This is a genomic window from Kordiimonas sp. SCSIO 12610, from assembly GCF_024398015.1.
Taxonomy (GTDB): domain Bacteria; phylum Pseudomonadota; class Alphaproteobacteria; order Sphingomonadales; family Kordiimonadaceae; genus CANLMI01.
Map to the genome: position 1 here is coordinate 1,266,396 of NZ_CP073747.1, position 18,393 is coordinate 1,284,788.

At 46.4% G+C, this 18,393-nt stretch carries 15 protein-coding genes and 1 other RNA gene; 11 read left to right on the forward strand and 5 right to left on the reverse strand.

Features of this window, described 5'->3' with window-relative positions; genetic code table 11:
- Nucleotides 1–2 precede the first annotated feature (2 nt).
- Nucleotides 3–1,160, reverse strand: a complete 1,158-nt coding sequence (locus tag KFF44_RS05710; RefSeq protein WP_255938067.1) for an efflux RND transporter periplasmic adaptor subunit — start codon at nucleotides 1,158–1,160, stop codon at nucleotides 3–5.
- Between the two features lie 359 nt (nucleotides 1,161–1,519).
- On the opposite strand from KFF44_RS05710, the gene KFF44_RS05715 reads away from it, so the two are divergent.
- A complete protein-coding gene (locus KFF44_RS05715; protein WP_255938070.1) occupies nucleotides 1,520–2,179 on the forward strand; it encodes a TetR/AcrR family transcriptional regulator in 660 nt (219 codons plus the stop codon).
- Between the two features lie 133 nt (nucleotides 2,180–2,312).
- Here the strand turns inward: KFF44_RS05715 and KFF44_RS05720 are convergent, their stop codons facing one another.
- Together KFF44_RS05720 and KFF44_RS05725 are read right to left on the reverse strand one after the other, a co-directional pair.
- Nucleotides 2,313–2,537 (reverse strand): hypothetical protein, encoded by a 225-nt coding sequence (locus tag KFF44_RS05720; RefSeq protein WP_255938073.1) that lies wholly within the window; start codon nucleotides 2,535–2,537, stop codon nucleotides 2,313–2,315.
- 128 nt (nucleotides 2,538–2,665) lie between these two features.
- Nucleotides 2,666–3,346 (reverse strand): hypothetical protein, encoded by a 681-nt coding sequence (locus KFF44_RS05725; RefSeq protein WP_255938076.1) that lies wholly within the window; start codon nucleotides 3,344–3,346, stop codon nucleotides 2,666–2,668.
- Nucleotides 3,347–3,498: 152 nt separating this feature from the next.
- On the opposite strand from KFF44_RS05725, the gene rnpB reads away from it, so the two are divergent.
- An RNA gene (rnpB, locus tag KFF44_RS05730) (RNase P RNA component class A) lies at nucleotides 3,499–3,874 on the forward strand.
- Nucleotides 3,875–3,885: 11 nt separating this feature from the next.
- On the opposite strand, the gene KFF44_RS05735 is transcribed toward rnpB, so the two are convergent.
- Together KFF44_RS05735 and KFF44_RS05740 are read right to left on the reverse strand one after the other, a co-directional pair.
- Nucleotides 3,886–5,094 (reverse strand): hypothetical protein, encoded by a 1,209-nt coding sequence (locus KFF44_RS05735; RefSeq protein WP_255938077.1) that lies wholly within the window; start codon nucleotides 5,092–5,094, stop codon nucleotides 3,886–3,888.
- A gap of 113 nt (nucleotides 5,095–5,207) precedes the next feature.
- Nucleotides 5,208–7,133: a discoidin domain-containing protein gene (locus KFF44_RS05740; protein ID WP_255938079.1), complete on the reverse strand. Its 1,926-nt coding sequence runs from the start codon at nucleotides 7,131–7,133 to the stop codon at nucleotides 5,208–5,210.
- A 203-nt stretch (nucleotides 7,134–7,336) separates the two neighbouring features.
- Between KFF44_RS05740 and KFF44_RS05745 the strand changes: the two genes are divergently transcribed.
- The 9 genes from KFF44_RS05745 to mraY all read left to right on the forward strand — a co-directional run bounded on the left by KFF44_RS05745 (nucleotide 7,337) and on the right by mraY (nucleotide 18,386).
- Entirely contained in the window at nucleotides 7,337–7,729 is a 393-nt protein-coding gene (locus tag KFF44_RS05745) for an adenylyltransferase/cytidyltransferase family protein (protein ID WP_255938080.1), read from the forward strand.
- Nucleotides 7,730–7,766: 37 nt separating this feature from the next.
- Nucleotides 7,767–10,229, forward strand: coding sequence for a zinc-dependent metalloprotease (locus KFF44_RS05750; RefSeq protein ID WP_255938081.1), 2,463 nt, complete (start codon nucleotides 7,767–7,769; stop codon nucleotides 10,227–10,229).
- 411 nt (nucleotides 10,230–10,640) lie between these two features.
- Nucleotides 10,641–11,180, forward strand: coding sequence for a division/cell wall cluster transcriptional repressor MraZ (locus KFF44_RS05755; RefSeq protein WP_255938082.1), 540 nt, complete (start codon nucleotides 10,641–10,643; stop codon nucleotides 11,178–11,180).
- Nucleotides 11,177–12,178, forward strand: coding sequence for a 16S rRNA (cytosine(1402)-N(4))-methyltransferase RsmH (gene rsmH, locus KFF44_RS05760; protein ID WP_255938085.1), 1,002 nt, complete (start codon nucleotides 11,177–11,179; stop codon nucleotides 12,176–12,178). Before KFF44_RS05755 ends, rsmH begins: the two co-directional genes overlap by 4 nt.
- Entirely contained in the window at nucleotides 12,175–12,627 is a 453-nt protein-coding gene (locus KFF44_RS05765; protein WP_255938086.1) for a hypothetical protein, read from the forward strand. Before rsmH ends, KFF44_RS05765 begins: the two co-directional genes overlap by 4 nt.
- Entirely contained in the window at nucleotides 12,624–14,372 is a 1,749-nt protein-coding gene (locus KFF44_RS05770; RefSeq protein WP_255938088.1) for a penicillin-binding protein 2, read from the forward strand. Before KFF44_RS05765 ends, KFF44_RS05770 begins: the two co-directional genes overlap by 4 nt.
- Nucleotides 14,373–14,374: 2 nt before the next feature.
- The gene (locus tag KFF44_RS05775) at nucleotides 14,375–15,832 is read left to right on the forward strand and encodes a UDP-N-acetylmuramoyl-L-alanyl-D-glutamate--2,6-diaminopimelate ligase (protein WP_255938092.1); all 1,458 of its coding nucleotides are present in this window, start codon (nucleotides 14,375–14,377) and stop codon (nucleotides 15,830–15,832) included.
- A complete protein-coding gene (gene murF, locus KFF44_RS05780; protein WP_255938094.1) occupies nucleotides 15,822–17,294 on the forward strand; it encodes a UDP-N-acetylmuramoyl-tripeptide--D-alanyl-D-alanine ligase in 1,473 nt (490 codons plus the stop codon). Before KFF44_RS05775 ends, murF begins: the two co-directional genes overlap by 11 nt.
- Before the next feature lie 15 nt (nucleotides 17,295–17,309).
- Entirely contained in the window at nucleotides 17,310–18,386 is a 1,077-nt protein-coding gene (gene mraY / locus KFF44_RS05785) for a phospho-N-acetylmuramoyl-pentapeptide-transferase (protein WP_255938096.1), read from the forward strand.
- Nucleotides 18,387–18,393 lie beyond the last annotated feature (7 nt).

The following is an 18,393-nucleotide window of genomic DNA, read 5'->3' on the forward strand; positions in this document are numbered from 1 at the left end:
TCCTATCCGCGCGGTGATACGGTTTCAACAGATTGCACGCGTTGACCGGGCGCAAGTTTGTCGATGCCGTCTGCGATTACAATATCGCCTTCCTTAATTGTTCCAGAAACAAAAACGCTGTTGCCGTCGCTATATTGAATTTGAACATTTTCAAACCTGACTTTAGGGCCATCAGGGCCATCAAAGACCTTATAGACACGCCACAAGCCTCGAACATCAGCGGAAAGCGCCCGAAGCGGAAGCCATGCGCCGCTGGTTTCCTGCCAGTCATCAACGACGGCATTGATCAATTCCCCGCGTGATGTGCTATCACTCGGTAGGTCGAACGAGACCATCATTGTCCGCGTGGTGCCTGTAATCACAGGAACGACCGACCGCATTGTTGCATTTCTGATAGCTTTTCTATCACCGTTGCGCAGCGAAAATTTAGCACCGTTCTTAATTGCCTGCGCAAACTCTGGTGGCATACCAATGCGTGCTTCCATACGGCTGTCTTCTGAAAGTTCCAGAACGGCAAGGCCAGCGTTTGCAATCGTGCCTTCATCCAGCATTCTTGCTGTGATCGTTCCTGAAAAGGGTGCCTTTATAGTCGCGCGGTTAATGTCAACATCAAGCGAATTTAAGGATGCATTCAATCGTGCAAGGCGAGCTTTGAGCGATATAGCGTTTGCTTCTGCTTCGTCAAGGCGCTGCGCTGAGGCATGACCCTGTTTGAAAGTGTCGCTAACACGTTTTAAGGTCCGGTTTGCAAGCTCAAGGTTTGCTGTAACCTCATCCTTTTCCGCTAATAATTCACCGCGGCGTGCATCAAGAACTGCTGTGTCCAGCTCGGCAAGGGTATCACCTTTCTGAACGCTACTACCCAAATCAACATACACATGCTTGAGTGTGCCATTCAGTTCAAAGGCGAGTGGGCTAACACGGCCAGCAACCGCGCGCCCTGTGAAGGTACGTTTAGCAAAATACCCATTTTCCATTTGGATATTGACCGTGCGCACTGGCAACTCTTTCGTTGTCGTGGAGAGAGGGGAGGACTGAGCTGTCAGGCGCACGGTCAGGGGAACGCTTATGGATGCAATTATGGCAATGAGCCCTGCCAATTTCAGGAACCGGGAGTTCTGCAACACACTTGAACCATTCCTTGATAAGAGCTTTCTCATATTTACCATCCTGGGGTCTCGCTATCGGTCATAAAACCGAACAAACTATTCATGTACAATTACTATTAATACGAGTGTCGTTATTTTTTTATTAATATTATCAGCCCCAATATTACCTATGATTTTTATATTATGGACTGTTACGTCTAATAAATAGGATTTTTTTGTGGACTGTCAAGTCTATTAAATGTAGAGAGTGAAAAAATTAATGAATGCAAGCTATTCATATTTGAAATCAAATCTTCTGATGATACGATATTTTGTGTTCATTGGATTTTTGTGAATATATGCGCTAGCATTTGATAGAGTTTAGAAAAGTCACCAGGGAATTCTGGTGGAATGGGGAAAAGGAAATTTGCGTGCCTGACAACGCTCTGACTTGTGACGATCAATCACCGCTTTGCAAACCCGCTCGTGGTAGGCCGAGAAGTGATGCCAAAAACCTTGCTATTATGGAAGCAGCAAGCCAGCTGTTCATGGAAAACGGTTTTGACGGCACGAGTATGGATGAGGTTGCCAAAAGGGCGGGTGTTTCAAAGCAAACGGTTTATAGCCACTTCGCGAATAAAGAGCAGCTTTTCAGTGCGGCAATCCGCGGTAAAATTGCTGAATATTTCCCGGATAGCCTGTTTCAGCATATGCCGGATCATACCCTTGAAGATGATTTCAGGATTGTTTGCCGAACTTTCTGTGCGCTTCTTGTTAGTGAAGATGCGATCGCAATGTTCAGAGTGCTGACTGGCGCTGCTGCGAAAAACTCAAACCTCGCAAAAATATTCTGGGACGCTGGACCAGAAGACATGCTGACAAAATTGATTGATTTTCTCCAGTCGTGGATCGATCGCGGCGAGCTAGAGATTAAAGATACCGAGCGTGCTGCCACGCAGCTGATTTCCCTTTTGAAAGGTAACCTGCATTTCCAATTGGCGATTGGCTTGGTTGAACAGGTTTCAAATGAAGAAATTGAGCATCATGTCAATGAGTGCATGTCGGCATTCCTGAAAATTTATCGCGCTTAACTTGTGCTCAGGTTATGCCATCGTTTAAGGCATCAACAATTTTGATAGCCTTGTCTTCTGATATTTTGTCAATTGCGCTCTTTTTGGGCATTGCTAACCCCTTTCTCGATTACGTTAGCGCAATAAGGATTAGTTATTGGCTTCCGTCCTCGGATTCCAGATTATTGCCTTTACGTTCTTCGGGTAGATATTGTGCATTTTCGCTATCACCAACAAGGCCTTCATCCAGTTCACGGATTTGAAGCTTGGTTTCTGGGCCCAGTGCGGTATCGAAAATTATTTCGTCGCCGTCGCCGCCACCAAATATGCTGCAAGCCCCTAACGATAAAAACAGCGGGGCTACTATTAACTTTTTCATTTTAAATCCTTAAACTACGTACAAAAAAACGGTACGTATCTTATATCATGATTATGTTATTGCCGCATAATCTTTAAACAATCAACTTGTAAACTGCTTTAAGCTGGTTATTGGCTTAATTTTAGATATTACTTATTAATTTGAGTGTCATATTCTTCAGCAATTTTTTTGCCTATTTTGTTTGCTAGGTAAGCGCACAATAATTTAGCGGCCTCATTTGTATCTTTATCATAACCATATTTTTCAAAGTCTTTCTTATCATAGCTCCGAAGCGTAACTTTTATTTTGCGATTGAATAAAATATCTCCGTTTTTGTCCAAGAGTTTTGCTTTTGCTTTTATGTAACTTGCACCGGAAATTCTAGCCATTCCAGGAAATTCAAACTCTGTTGAAAAACCACTTCCGCTAGAAAAATAGGCAACAGGGTAATGATCTATCATGATTTTCTTGATTTCTACGTGGTAATTGGCGAAAGCAATATTTCTTGCTTTTAGGTTTTCTTCAATGAGGCGATTGAGAACTATAGAAAATTCAAAGTCGTTTATATCATCAAATATTTCATGATTAAGATAAGATATCTTTTTATAATTTTTATTATATTTTTTATTTTCTAAAGTATTTAAACTATTAATGTTTTTGAGAATTTTTTTACTGTATGTGACTGTACCTTTAATTTCTGAGTTTATTTCAATCGCTACATCATTGCTTTTTACAGGTGAAGCAAATGCGGTAAAAATCATAATAAAGTTTATGAACACTATTTCTGTGAAAGATAATTTCATGGCCCCCCATCCTTTATCTAAAAGCATAAATATACACTTATAAGTTATATGGATATATTTTAAGAGAGGTTAATGTCAAACTCCGTGATGAAGCTAGTTAAAAACAACGAGGATAAATAATCATCATTGCTAAATAATATCGTATTGACCTAGATGGCTTTAGATGCTTGAAAGGGCGCGCAGATGGCTGGATGGTCGCCGCTCTAGAGAAGAGGGGAGGAAAGTCCGGGCTTTATGGAAACACGGTGCCAGTTAATGGCTGGCGAGGGTGACCTCAGGGAAAGTGCCACAGAAAGCAAACCGCCAGCTATAGGCTGGTAAGGATGAAAGGGTGCGGTAAGAGCGCACCGCGTCGCTGGTAACAGGGATGGCAGGGTAAACCCCACCGAAAGCAAAACCAATAGGGATGGTTGCCTTTAATGGCAGGCGGGTTTCCACGCTATCGTCCGGGTAGGTTGCTTGAGTTTGCTGGCGACAGCAAATCTAGATGAATGATCATCGAAATGTTGAAATGGAAACATGGAACAGGACCCGGCTTATAGGCCATCTGCCCTATACTTTAGCTGTTATGATCCATTCGTTCTTTTCAGATAGGCTTCGTTCTCTGTAACCAGTGAACCCGTTTCGTTAACGTGCAGCCCAAGTCGATCAATCATTGTGCGTTTAAAATCGGTTATGCGCTCTGGCAAGTTTGTGATTTCTTCATAGGGGGTGTTGTATGATGGGATGGTTATCTTTTTCGGCATCTGGGTTTCGAGAAACTGTGCCAAACCTTTGAGTACATTTTCAGGCGCGTCACGGAATTCTTCTAGCGTAACCATTTTAACAGTTGGGTTGTCTCTGAAGAATAATTCTACCCTTGCCTCTGTATCCATTATTTCCAGCATTGTACGCCACGCGGTTTCATTATTAACCTTGCGGTTTTTGGAAAATATATTTTTTTGGTGCGGTGGCATATGCCAGATGGAACGCATGTGATGGTCTTCCATCAAGGCCTGCACGGCGGTCTGTGCTATTTTATCGCGGCGATAAAAGTAGATAACATTGATACCGGCCTTCAGAATGTGATTATAGAATTGCTTAAAGGTGAAACGGCTTCTGAACAAGATTTGATTGAGCACATCGGTTTGCAGATGAATAAAGCTATTCTCTCCGCCGTTTGTGATCTGATCATGGTATGTCTGAACGGCTTTTAGAAACCGTGCGATCTGAAAATGCTCTGTATATTCAATCGTATGGCGAAAAGGCTTGTTAAAAATATGCGGCGCCTTGCCAAACCCATTATCTTCAAGTGTTTTCAGGAAATATTCGCAGTCGCTTCCAGGTGAGGAAACAACAAGCGTTATCTTTTTAAATGTGTCAGCAATTGGTGTCTCTGTATAATCAGTTTTTATGTCCGCCGGCAGTTCAAAAGGGTGCCATAATTTGCTCGGAATAATATCATAGAGGGTGGAATAAACCTTGGCGTCCGGAAACTGTTTCCGTAACTCCCTAACAAATCGTGCTTCGTCTTTCTTGACGAGGACGATAATGCAGTCAAACCCCTTTTCCTTAATTTCGTCAAAGGCATCACTGCGCTCAATATAAGGTATCTTAAGGTCTTTAATTTCCCGTTTCATCAGGCCTATAAAATCATTTTCAGATACAAAGCACGCATTCGCACCCGCACGCTCTAGCAGGCGACCCCAGCTCCAGAAACGAAGGGATTGCAATAATTTCTTTGACTGTTTTGCAGGTTCCACAGTTTCGATAAGCTGTCGTGTCAAGTTTGTCATATCTGCTACGTTTCTTAAATAAATGAAATTTACGGGTTCATATAAACAGGATTGCCGCTGCATGAAAATATAAAATTTATCGTGCTGTCACCCCATTGAGTTGCTGTGCGTAATTACATTTCAAAGGCCGCGATGGGTGTACGCCATGTTTCACCGTATCTTGCAAGAAGCACAGCCTCCGGATCTTTTGGTCCAAGAAAGACTCTATCCTTAAATTCCATTTCCTTGAGCGGCAGGAAGATATCTGAGGGGGCTTGATCCATTTTCATATATGATGTGGGCCAATGAATGATACCGTCAATGTTGCCCAGAACAAATAAATCAACTGTAATGCCTTCCATTCGGCAGTGAAGCAATGGTGCGCTGGTGCGGGCGAGGTTACAATTCACGCCCATATCGCGCAGCACATCGACGAGTTGATTGGCTTTATCAAACAAATCTTCAACGGAAGTTGCGTTTATAATGGTGGCGAGGTCAATATCATCGTCATGTTCGATGAAATCTTTTTCCCGGATTGCCCCGAGAAGCGTTCCATACATCAAAAATGCGTCAACACCGGCTTCTTTGAAGTTATCAATAAGGGTATGTAAAACACGCATGATTTTATTCTGGTTTTGATATTTTACCGGAACCTGCAGGCCATGCTTCGTTAGGCGTAAAGGCGGGGCGTGTTTAATAAGAGGCAGGGCATCTAGTGTCCCTTTTTCAAATGCGCTGAGTGTATCCTCATCCTTTTTAACCAACCCGCTGATTTGCGTGATAGGGCCTGTTTGCCTGTATAAAGTGAAAAGTTTGCCGATGATTTTAGCGTATTCAGGATGCCATAATCTATCATTCATAATGTCACTTAGGCGTAGGGCCTTCATCATATTTAGATAGAGGTCACCGCTATCATGCACGGTTTGCCAGTTTTCATTATCTTCGCTCAGCATAATTTTATGGAACACCGAAGTTCCATTATAACGACGATCTTTGTTCCATAATAAAATGCGTTCCACAGGCATAAGTTCGCCGAGATCAACGGTTTCCCCGTGCCAGGGCGTGGTCAGTCCATATTGATAATGTTCGCTATTTTCGTAACTTGGCTTAAAGTTTTTAAGCTTCCGATCACTTAGCCAGAATGTTTTTTGCTCACGGGCGTTGTTCTCTGCTTCATTGCTGTTTGGCGCCTCTAGTTGGATGCCACCTATGTCAGAGGCAAACTTTCCGTACAATTCTATCCGGGCAAAGCGTGCATTGGTTATCGGAATTGTAACATCGCAGGCAGTTGGTCTTGTGCCGCCAAAATCAGGACTTTCATCAATGAAGCTAAATAACATCTGCAAATAGCTAGTATGAAGCGTGGCAAACGTTTGTGTGCCACCGTCGTTCGTTAAATACGTTTGCAGTTCATCCAGCCAATTTTCTATCTGACTTTTCTGCATGTCATCCGCGCGGTCATGAAAATAAGTAAGGCCGGATTTAAAATGGAACAGCGTTTCTTCAAGAAAGCTTTGTTTGTTGGCATCGCTTTGTGCGTCGTAGATTAAATCTTCCTCGCCAAATGCAGTGATGCCATACACATGTAACCGGTTTGATCGATAACCGGCTTCGTCAAGCCTGTTGTAGAAATAGATCTGATTAACCAGGCAGTTATTCGGAAAACTTGCTTGCCACCATGGTTTTATTTCTGGTGCTGTATGAATATTGGTAGAATGACGCGCACCTTTGATACCAGCATGGGGGTCGCAGAATGCGTCACTCGAATAGGAACTTTGGGTGCAGTTTGCATGCTCATTCAATAGCCTGCTGGTTGATGTATTTTTATGATAACCGGCAAAAACGATGAATGAGAAATTCAAAACTTCAGGGGCGGTATTGTTCAGTTGGAATTTGAAACGTGAATACTTCTTCGTAACTGGGATATGTACCGGTCGTAATTGGCCGGTTATTCTTGAAAATAAATCAGGAAAAAGCTGGGTTCTGAGGTTTTTGTCGACAAGTCGCTCGCGAAGCAAGGCTGTTGTCTTGATGAATAAATCATTTTCATTCAAAGTCATAAACAAGATCTATCTGAAAAATAATGGGTTCGTCCAGCTTTTCAATTGTTAAAGCTTATATAAACCGATAAACACGTTACAAATTTTATAGAGGCTTCAGGCCATAGGTTCAATTTCAATCTTCGCAAATTGATCCTGAATGACGCATTTATAATATGATCATGAAAAATACTGATATCTAGATCATTCTAGTGAGAGTTAAAATGAAACGTATAATTACTTTTGGTACTTACGACCTGCTTCATGTTGGTCACATCAGAATCTTGGAACGGGCGGCCAAGCTTGGCGATTATTTGATCGTCGGCGTTTCCAGCGATGAGTTGAATATTTCAAAAAAGGGTCGGGCGCCGGTTTATTCAACGGCTGACAGGGTTGAAATCATCGAGAGTATCAGATGTGTGGACGAAGTTTTTGTCGAACATTCGCTCGAGGAAAAAGGCCAATATATCAAAGATGCCAAAGCTGACATTCTTGTGATGGGGGATGACTGGGCTGGTAAGTTTGATGAATTTAATGATATCTGTGAAGTTGTATATTTACCGCGCACTGAAGGGATATCGACAACGCATTATATCGCGGAAATAAGCGAGCGCTAAGTCATCATTTTAGGTGCTAACGAGGGGATAAATGATCATGAAGATCGGGAATTTTTTAATGGGGATGGCCGCAACGGCAGGATTACTGTTGTCGGCGGTAGCTAATGCGGATTTTGCAGAAGCTGTAAAGGGTCTGGATAAACGCAGTGGCCTTATTGAAACCTACGTAGATACTTCAAAGTCCCGTATCCTTTTGAATTTGGATGCGCCGAATGAAAATGGTGTTGCTGGGCGCTATATATACGCCGGCTATTTAACCGGTGGTTTGGGCTCTAACCCTGTTGGTCTTGATCGAAGCGTTCCAGGCGGTAGCGAAATCATTGTTTTCAAACGTGTTGGCGATAAGGTTATGGCCTTCTTTGAAAACACAGCCTTCCGGGCTAGTGCTGATAATCCAAGTGAAAAGCGTGCAGTTGAAACCAGCTTTGCTCAGTCGATTGTCTGGTCTGCACCTATCATGGAAACCAGCGACGATGGTAAATTGCTTGTGGACGCAACCAAGCTTTTCATGCGGGATGCAATTGGTGTTTCAGCGCGGCTTGCATCGCGAGGGCAGGGTAACTTCAGCATCGCTGCTGATCGCTCTTATGTAGATACTACGGAAACGCATGTTTTCCCGATCAATATGGAAGTTGATGCATATCTGACTTTTTCAGGTCGTAATCCGGGCGGTGAAGTTCGTACAACAACACCTGTTCCAAATAGCGTGACATTGATTGCTCATACAACATTGATGAAGCTGCCAGAAGACGGCTATGAAATCAGAATGAATGATGACCGCGCGGGTGTTATCAATACGCCGTTTGTTGATATGTCAGCGCCGCTTGACGGGAATACGGTTGTCAGTTTTGCAAGGCGCTTCCGGTTGCAAAAAGATCAAAACGGCAAGGTTATTAAGCCTATTGTTTTCTATGTAGATAATGGTGCGCCCGAGCCAATCAGGAGCGCGCTTGTAGAGGGCGGTAACTGGTGGGCGACGGCCTTTGAAAAAGCAGGCTTTCCCGGTGGATACCGTGTCGAAGTGTTGCCTGAAGGTGTTCATCCCTTGGATGCACGGTATAATGTTGTGAACTGGGTGCACCGCGCCACACGCGGTTGGTCTTACGGTGCTGCACTTCATGATCCACGCACGGGTGAAACTCTCCGCGGTGTTGTGCTTTTGGGCTCATTGAGGGTGCGCCAGGATATCAAGATATTTGAAGCGCTTGCAGGTGCAGCGAAAACCGGATCGGGCGGCGCCGATGATCCGGTCCAGATGGCGCTTGCACGCATCAGGCAGCTTTCAGCGCACGAAATTGGTCATGCGCTTGGATTTTCACATAATATGGCGGCCAGCACATACGGCGACCGCGCCAGTGTGATGGATTATCCAGCACCGCATGTGATTGCAGGCCGCGATGGTTCGCTTGATTTCTCCGATGTTTACGGTGTCGGCGTTGGTGCATGGGATGACTGGGTAACCAATTTTCTTTACGGCGATTATGAAGGTGACGAAGCCGAGTATCAGGCTAAACTGATCCGCGAAGCTGACGAAAAGGGCTTGCTGTTTGTTTCCGATCCGGATTCTCGTTCCGTAGGGTCAGGGCACCCTAAAGGGGCTGTTTGGGATAATGGTACTGACCCGATCGCTAGCTTGCGTAACGTTCTTGAAGTGCGCCGTGTTGCCTTGGAAAAGTTTGGTGCTGCAAACCTGCGTGCGGGTGAGAGCTATCAGGCGCTGCAAACCAAATTTGTTCCGCTCTATCTCTATCATCGCTACCAGTTGGCTGCTGCTGTCAAATCGCTGGGTGGTGTAGATTTTGAGTATCGTCATCAAGGTGATGGCCGCGCTGACCCGCAATATGTTGCCGTTGAAAAGCAGCTGGAGGCACTTGATGTTCTTCTGTCGGCAATCGCGCCGGAAGCGCTCGAAATTCGTGACGAGACAATCAGGGTATTGTCGCCGCTTGGTTTTGCAAATGGCGATCCTCAGTTTAACCGCGAAGTGTTCAGAGGGCGTGCGGGCCCGCAGTTCGACGCGGTTAATGCGGTACGTGTCGCAAGCGATATGACGCTTGCTGCTATTCTTGATCCACGCCGTGCTGCGCGCTTGTTAGAGCAAGGGGTGCAGCAAAAAGGCCATCCGGGACTTCAGGGTGTTCTGGACCGTATGCTTGGCGTGTTCAAGGATCGCAATAAAACAAAGAACGAAGCGCATAAGCTTATCCAAAGCGTTGTCTACGAACGTTTCGCCGAGCGTTTGATTAGTTTGATGGACGACCCGGCTGGGACATTGCCGGTTCGTGATGTTGCCTTTAACACGCTCCGCGATATGAAGTCAGATTTGGTTTTCAAACGCCTGAGCTTTGGTGATGCGATCCAGAAACGCATTGATAATGCGCTTGCGCGTGCAAATACGCCTGCGCTCACGCCGCCGTCTGGTCCATCTGTGCCACCTGGAAGCCCGATTGGTGAGAGCTGTTGGCACTGTGATACTGCTGAGCTGTTTAACGTAAAGTAGGCACTATGCATTAATAGAGCCTGTCAGGCCCGTATCTGAGTCGTGAAAAATGACTCGATTTGGGAAAATATGGGAAAAAATGGAAAAAGAGGGCATTTCGCCCTCTTTTTTGCATTTTTGGGCGTTAGTTTTCGAAAATGGCGGTGAAATATTGTGAAATCATATGAAGGAGAACAAAGAAAAAACAAATGATCATAACTATATGATTTATAGAGATAAATTGTATGAAATTGGGGAGGTTTTAGGGTTGAGTTAAGATTCTATTTACCATACAAAACCATTGTATCCCATAAATAACCATGTTATCCCAAGTGTGTTCAGGCGACGGTCTGAATGCCCTTTCGCGAGTCAAAAAGATCAATCGATCAAAACTTGTGGGGCAGGGAACAAGAATTCTTGGGGAACATGGTCGTGGCGACATTTTTGTCCACATCTACAAATAAAGTTGATCGGAAGGGTCGGGTTTCCGTGCCTGCATCATTCCGTAATGCGGCCGCTACCCCAGCTTTCAATGGTATTGTTGTCCGTATCCCCTTGGACGATAAGCCATATATTGAAGGCGAAGATATTACCTACACCGAAGCTTTCGCAAACGACCTTCATGACAATTTTGATCTCGATGACGAAGAACAGATGGCTATGGCGACCGAGTATCTCGCGAGCGCCGAGCAGCTACAATTTGACCCAGAAGGTCGTGTAACACTGCCTGCTTATTTGCGGGAATATGCAGGGATTGAGAGCCACGCCGTTTTTGTGGGTCTTGGTAAAACATTCCAGATTTGGGAGCCAAAGGCTTTTGAAGATCATAAGGCAAGCCAGCGCAGTCTTGCCCGCGAAGCTAAGGCTAAGATGAAATCGATGCGTCGCCCCCGTGGTGGCCTCAAGATGAATGCTGGTGGTAATTCTGAGGGGGGCTCTGATGGTCCTCCTGGAAGTGGGGAGCGGTCATGAGCGCGCCCCTGAATGCACCAGAGAATACAAGCAAACATATCCCCGTTCTTTTGAATGAAGTTGTCATGGCCATGTCGCCTAAAGACGGCGAGGTGTATGTGGATGGAACCTTTGGTGCTGGTGGGTATACGCGGGCTGTTTTAATGGCTGCTAATTGTACGGTCATTGCAATTGACCGTGATCCTGATGCGATCAAGCGGGCTGAGGCGTTGAAGGATGAATTCGGTGACCGCTTCATCATTCTTGAAGGCTGCTTCGGCGATATGGAACGATTGCTCGCTGAGGCTGGTATTAGCCAGGTTGACGGGATTATGCTCGATATCGGCGTTTCCAGTTTCCAGCTTGATGAAGCCGAGCGCGGTTTTTCTTTTCAGAAAGATGGTCCTTTAGATATGACGATGACCCAGTCTGGTGAGAACGCAGCCGACGTGGTTAACGCATACCCTGAAGCAGAAATCGCAGACATTATCTATAAATATGGTGACGAGCCTAAATCACGTCATATTGCAAGGGCAATCGTTGAACGCCGTGCAGAAAAACCCTTTGAGCGCACGCTGGAACTTGCGGACCTGATTGAAAATGTTGTGGGTAGGCCGCGCCCTAAAAAAGGCAAGAAAGTAACTCATCCGGCAACGAAAAGCTTTCAGGCGCTGCGTGTTTTTGTAAATGATGAGTTAGGCGAATTAGAACGTGCCCTTGGTTCAAGCGAGCGATTGCTATGTACTGGAGGCCGTTTGGTTGTGGTTTCATTCCATTCCCTAGAGGATGGAATGGTAAAGCAATTTATGGCTGAGAAAAGTGGTCGAGTTGCAGGTGGTAGTCGACATGCGCCAATCCAGTTGGAAAGCGCTGCGCCGTCGACATTTATGTTAAAGAAAAAAAGCGCGATCAAACCATCTAAAGAAGAGATGGAGCGCAATATAAGGGCAAGGTCTTCAAGGCTTAGGCTTGCTGTGCGGACTGATGTTCCATCGTCAGGCAAGGGGGGTGTGCTATGAGACGGTATATCCCACTTGTTGCAGCGGGTGTTGCATTGCTGTCTGGTGCTGCGGTTTTGCAGCTGAAGTATGCGGTGCAGGAACAATCCTCAAAGGTTAAGGCGATTGCCCGTCAAATTCACCGGGACGAAGAGGCGATTAGGGTGTTGAAGGCCGAATGGTCATATAAAACAACGCCAGCAGTTTTGCAGGATCGCTCACTCCGATTTTTGGCATTAATGCCGCCGCACTCAGATCAAATCATCGTCAGCCCGCAGGTTATCCCGTTCAGAATTAATGTGGACGCCGAGGTTGACCCTGATCCTGGGGTGCTTTTGAGCGAACATAGCAACAGGAAAAAGAAAAACAGGTCTGATCGCTCGAATTCAAAACGAGGTTTCAGGCTTCAGATCAGTGAAAAAATTAAACAGGATATTCAAGCAAAACCCCAGCGAGAAGAGGCGCTATGACAATGTTGTCCACATCGTTGATGAAAGCACCAGCTGGTAATTCAGCGAATAATCCCGCGCGACCTGGTTCATATTGCCTTGAAAACGCAGATGTTTGCGACAAGGCGATGTCGAAAGCGCGATCACGTTTGCTGGTTGGTGTGGCTGTTTTCTTCTGTTCATTTGCGCTTATGGGGGTGCGAACTATTGAGCTTGGGTTTTCAGAGCCGATGGCAGAGCGCCCTGTTGCGCATAAGGTTGTTGTGCAACCCGTTGAGTTTGGTCGCGCGGATATACTGGATCGTAACGGTGAGATTCTTGCGACAAACCTTGAAACATCGTCTCTCTATGCAAACCCGTCAATGATTGAAGATGCGGCTGAGGCAACACGCAAGCTTATTGAAGTATTGCCCGAGCTTTCAGAGGCCGACATCCAAAGTAAGCTCTCGAGTAGTCGCAAATTTGTTTGGCTGAAACGGAAGTTAACCCCGCGTGAAAAATGGGAAGTGAATGCCCTTGGTATTCCGGGTTTTCAGTTCCAGCGTGAAGAAGAGCGGATTTACCCGCATGGCCGCTTGGCATCGCATGTTCTTGGGTATGTTGATGTGGATGGTAATGGCCTTGGGGGTGTAGAACATTTCTTCGATTATCGGTTGAATGAAAAATCGCGTCGTAATGAACCAATTCAGCTATCCCTCGATATCCGCGTACAATATGCATTGGCTGATGAATTGGAAGCTGCCATGCGTGCCCATGAGGCAAAGGGCGCGGCAGGGCTTGTTCTGGATGTGAACACTGGTGAAGTGGTCGCGATGGCATCATTGCCTGATTATGACCCAAACAATATGCGCGGTGTAGGTGGTCAGGAACGGTTTAACCGCGTAACCCAGGGTGTTTATGAACTTGGTTCTACTTTCAAAACCTTCACCTTCGCGGCGGCGATGGATAACAACATCATCGATTTTGAAGACGAATATGATGCAACCAAACCCCTTCGGGTGTCGCGCTTCTGGATCAGGGATGATCATCCTAAAGCTCGGGTTTTAACTGTGCCTGAAGTGTTCGCGTTTTCCTCAAATATTGGAACAGCGCAGATCGCCCTTGATTTGGGGACGGACCAGCAAAAAGAATTCCTGAGTGAACTTGGCCTTTTGGAGCCAAGCAATCTTGAGCTGACAGAGGTTGGGGCGCCACTTTATCCTTCTAATTGGCGCAAGGTTTCTACGATGACAATTTCGTATGGCCACGGCATTGCGGTTAGTCCTGTTCAGCTTGCTAGTGGAATTGCCACAATGGTGAACGGAGGTAGGCATATTCCTGCCACACTCATCCATAAAAACGAAGACTGGGCAGATGGAAGACAGGTGATCAAGCCTTCCACCAGTCAAAAGATCAGACAGCTTCTTCGCCTTGCTGTCATGAAAGGCACAGGCGGAAATGCAAATGCGGTTGGATACAGAGTTGGCGGAAAGACAGGAACTGCTGAAAAGGCGCAGGACGGTGGTTACAACCGTAAAGCCCTGATCTCTTCATTTATTGGGGCTTTCCCGATGGATAATCCGCAGTATGTGGTTTTTGCCTTGTTGGATGAGCCAAAAGGAACGCGCGAGACCCATGGGTTTGCCTCTGGTGGCTGGACAGCAGCCCCTGTGGTCAGAAATGTAATTATGCGGGCAGCCCCTTTGTTGGGTGTGTCGCCCGTTGAAGAGGATGAAGGTCTTTATCATCAAGCTGGTTTGTTGATTGAAGATAAAAAGAAACGATAAAAATGGTAACATTGGGTGCATTGTTAGGGTTGAAAGGCGGACGTGCCGAGATCGCGATCTCGGGCATGACAGCTGACAGCCGTTCGGTTAAGTCCGGTGATATTTTTGCAGCTCTTCCAGGTGTTGATTTTGATGGTCGTGATTTTATTGACAGTGCGATCGCGAAAGGTGCCGTAGCCATTCTAACCACACCGGATCTGGATAAAGATTTTGGTGATATTCCTGTCATTGAGGACATCAACCCGCGGCGCAAATATGCAGAACTTGCTGCACGGTTTTATAAGAAACAGCCAAAAACACAAATTGCTGTCACCGGGACAAATGGAAAAACATCCGTCGCTGATTTTACGCGTCAAATCTGGTCGTATGCAGGGTTAAAAGCCGCAAGCGTTGGTACGGTTGGTGTTTTGTCTGATGTGTTATCATTGCCAGGTGGGCTTACGACGCCAGACCCGATGAAAATGCATGATGTGTTGAGCACGCTTAGCGAAAAGGGTGTTGACTATGCAGCCCTTGAAGCCTCCAGTCATGGATTGGAACAATACCGGGTGGACGGCGTTAAGCTGGATGCTGCTGCCTTTACAAACCTCACACGTGATCACCTTGATTATCACGGAACCGAACTGAATTATTTTTATGCCAAGGCAAGGCTTTTCGGTGATGTGCTGCGGCCCGGTTCAACGGCGGTTATTAATGTTGATGATAAATGGGGTCGTGTTCTTGAGGATATTGTCTGGGGGCGTGGCCTTAAGTGCATAACGGTTGGCCATGCTGAAGAAGCAACCATTCAGATTTCTGCTCATACGATTACTCAAAAAGGTCAGGCTGCAAAACTGCGATACAGCGATCAGGAATTTGAAGTTTCGCTGCCATTGATCGGATCATTTCAATTCGAGAATGCTATTCTTGCTGCGGGCTTGGCTATCGCGACCGGTGTAAAACCAACCATAGCTTTTGAAGCGCTTGATAGCTTGAAGGGTGTACCGGGGCGGATGGAATTCATTGGCGAGAATGAAAAAGGTGGAAGCGTTTTTGTGGATTATGCCCACACGCCAGACGGGTTAAAGACCGTTCTGGAGGCAGCGCGTGCACACAATCCAAACCATTTACATGTGGTTTTTGGCTGCGGCGGCGACCGCGATAAAGGCAAACGGCCACAAATGGGTAAAATTGCCGCCGATTATGCGGACTGTGTCTATGTGACAGATGATAATCCAAGAAGCGAGGACGCGGGCGTTATACGGAGCGAAATCCTAGCAGAATGCGCGGATGCAAAAGAATTTGACGACCGGGCACAGGCGATAGAGACCGCCATCAATAGTTTGCAACACGGTGACATGCTTGTGGTTGCAGGCAAAGGCCACGAAGAAGGCCAGATACTTAAAGATAAAACAATCGAATTTTCCGACATAGGGACGGTCAGGAATATTTTGGTGAGAGGGGAGCGCCATGTTGGTTGAAGAACCACTTTGGACATCAAGCGAATTAAGTGCGATCAGCGATGCGATTTGTAATCGACCATGGTTTGCCGATGCTGTTCAGGTTGATAGCCGGGAAGTTTTGCCTGGTGATCTCTTTATAGCACTCAGGGGAACAAACCTGGACGGTCATGATTATGTGACCGAAGCCCTTTCGCGCGGCGCGGCAGCTGTGATCGTGAGCGAAAGACCAAACGGGATATCCCAAGACGATCCTCGTCTGATTAAGGTCGATGACACTCTGGTTGTTTTGGCAGAGATGGCTCGTTATGCGAGAACGCGGGCGCCGATGAAAACAATTGCTGTTACCGGAAGTGCAGGAAAAACCAGCGTGGTACAGGCGCTGAGGAAAGCACTGTCGAAGGTCGGCCCCACGCATTCATCTATCAAAAGCTTCAATAACCATGTCGGGGTTCCCTTATCGCTTTCACGCATACCGCGTTCGACCCGTTATGGCATTTTTGAATTGGGAATGAACAGACCGGGTGAAATCGCGAACCGAAGCGCGCTTGTTCAGCCTGATGTGGCAATCATTACGAACGTTAGTTCTGCTCATCGTGGTAATTTCGATGTACTAGAGGATATCGCGCGCGAAAAGGCGTCTATTCTGGAGGGTGTTAAAGAGGGCGGTACAGCTGTTATCAATATTGACCATCCGCATGTTAAAATATTGAAAGCAGCGGCTTTCGACCTTGGTGTTGAGCTAGTGACCGTATCGCTTAACCCTGAAGCTGGTGCTGATATATACCCAATTCAAATGACAGAACGCTATGATTGCACCTGCATGACTGCACAGGTTGGTGACGCCACAATTACTTACAAGATTTCGCAGCCGGGACCAGAGTGGGCAATGAATAGTTTGCTGGTGCTCGCGGGCGCACGGGCAGTTGGTGCTGACCTTGGGGAAGCGGTTTTGGCGCTTGCATCACTGGAGGCAGAGCTGGGCCGTGGTCAAATGCATTTGATTGATATGGGTGACGGAAACTATAGCCTTATCGATGATAGCTATAATGCAAACGTTGCAAGCATGGAAGCCGCGTTTAAACGAACGTCGATGGTTCCTTTGGCACCGCAGTCGCGCCGTTTCGCAATCTTGGGTGATATGCGCGAATTGGGTCAGGAAAGCGAGATTATACATCTCTCCTTAGCTAAGCAATTGCGTAAAGCTGGCATTCATAAGGTTTTTGCCGTCGGGCCAATGATGGAAAAGCTTGCGCGCCATGCAGATATCGCGTGTGAAGCTTTTGATAATACCGATGGTTTGGCAGACCGTGTGATGACTAACTTGCAAGGCGGCGATGTTTTGCTCGTCAAGGGAGCGAATAGCGTTGGATTGGGTGAAACCGTTAGTCAACTGATCCGTATGGGTGCAGAAAGCTATGCCTTTCAGTCCTTTGGTCGTCCTTATGGTAGCTTGTTTGGCGAAAAGATGGTTGCAGAATAAAGGGTTATTAGAAGTATGCTTTACCATCTATTGTCGCCATATGCCTCTGAATACGGGATTTTTAATCTCTTCAACTACCTGACATTCCGTTCGGGCGGTGCTGTTATTACGGCATTACTGATATGTTTTGTGTTTGGTCCTTCGATTATTCGCTGGCTGAAGTCAAAACAGAAGAAAGGCCAGCCAATCCGTGAAGACGGGCCTGAAGGCCATATTATCGCGAAGGCAGGTACCCCGACGATGGGTGGGTTTATGATCCTCTTAGGGCTTGGCCTTTCAATCCTGTTATGGTCGGACCTTACAAATCCCTATATTTGGGCTGTGATTATTGTAACCATTTCCTTTGGTGCGATTGGTTTTGTTGATGATTATATGAAAGTCACGAAGGCGTCACCCAAGGGCGTGCCAGGTAAGGTGAAATTTATCATTGAATGGGGCGTCGCCGGTGTTGTTGCCTGGTGGCTCGGCGATTTAACGGGGCAAACCATTGCTTTGCCATTTTTGAAGCAGGTCGAGCTTAATATTGGCCTTTTCTATATCCCGTTCGCCGCCTTTGTAATGGTAGGCACCTCAAATTCCGTAAACCTAACCGATGGGCTGGACGGGCTTGCAATTGTACCGGTGATCATTGCGGTGAGCGCCTTTGGATTTATCGCCTATATGGTCGGGAACTCGGTCTACAGCGAATATCTGGGCGTTATTCCCGTGTCTGGTGCTGGTGAACTTGCCATTGTCGCTGGCGCCATGATCGGCGCAGGGCTTGGTTTTCTGTGGTTCAATGCACCGCCTGCAATGGTTTTTATGGGTGACACTGGTTCGCTCGCACTTGGCGGTACCCTCGGGACTATGGCGGTTATCACCAAGCATGAGATCGTCCTTGGTATCATTGGTGGCCTGTTCGCGCTTGAGACAATTTCCGTCATTGTTCAGGTCGCGAGCTTCAAACTAACGGGCAAACGCGTGTTTAGAATGGCACCTTTGCACCATCACTATGAGAAAAAAGGCTGGGCCGAGCCAACAATTGTAATTCGGTTTTGGATCATTGCTGTGATGCTGGCGCTTATTGGCCTTGCAACCTTGAAACTTCGATAGGAATTAA

Coding starts and splice junctions, on each gene's coding strand:
- rsmH (WP_255938085.1), top strand. CDS start 11,177: ATGAGCGCGCCCCTGAATGCACCAGAGAATACAAGCAAACATATCCCC.
- murF (WP_255938094.1), top strand. CDS start 15,822: ATGTTGGTTGAAGAACCACTTTGGACATCAAGCGAATTAAGTGCGATC.
- KFF44_RS05710 (WP_255938067.1), bottom strand. CDS start 1,160: ATGAGAAAGCTCTTATCAAGGAATGGTTCAAGTGTGTTGCAGAACTCC.
- KFF44_RS05765 (WP_255938086.1), top strand. CDS start 12,175: ATGAGACGGTATATCCCACTTGTTGCAGCGGGTGTTGCATTGCTGTCT.
- KFF44_RS05740 (WP_255938079.1), bottom strand. CDS start 7,133: ATGACTTTGAATGAAAATGATTTATTCATCAAGACAACAGCCTTGCTT.
- KFF44_RS05750 (WP_255938081.1), top strand. CDS start 7,767: ATGAAGATCGGGAATTTTTTAATGGGGATGGCCGCAACGGCAGGATTA.
- mraY (WP_255938096.1), top strand. CDS start 17,310: ATGCTTTACCATCTATTGTCGCCATATGCCTCTGAATACGGGATTTTT.
- KFF44_RS05745 (WP_255938080.1), top strand. CDS start 7,337: ATGAAACGTATAATTACTTTTGGTACTTACGACCTGCTTCATGTTGGT.
- KFF44_RS05720 (WP_255938073.1), bottom strand. CDS start 2,537: ATGAAAAAGTTAATAGTAGCCCCGCTGTTTTTATCGTTAGGGGCTTGC.
- KFF44_RS05770 (WP_255938088.1), top strand. CDS start 12,624: ATGACAATGTTGTCCACATCGTTGATGAAAGCACCAGCTGGTAATTCA.
- KFF44_RS05725 (WP_255938076.1), bottom strand. CDS start 3,346: ATGCTTTTAGATAAAGGATGGGGGGCCATGAAATTATCTTTCACAGAA.
- KFF44_RS05735 (WP_255938077.1), bottom strand. CDS start 5,094: ATGACAAACTTGACACGACAGCTTATCGAAACTGTGGAACCTGCAAAA.
- KFF44_RS05775 (WP_255938092.1), top strand. CDS start 14,375: ATGGTAACATTGGGTGCATTGTTAGGGTTGAAAGGCGGACGTGCCGAG.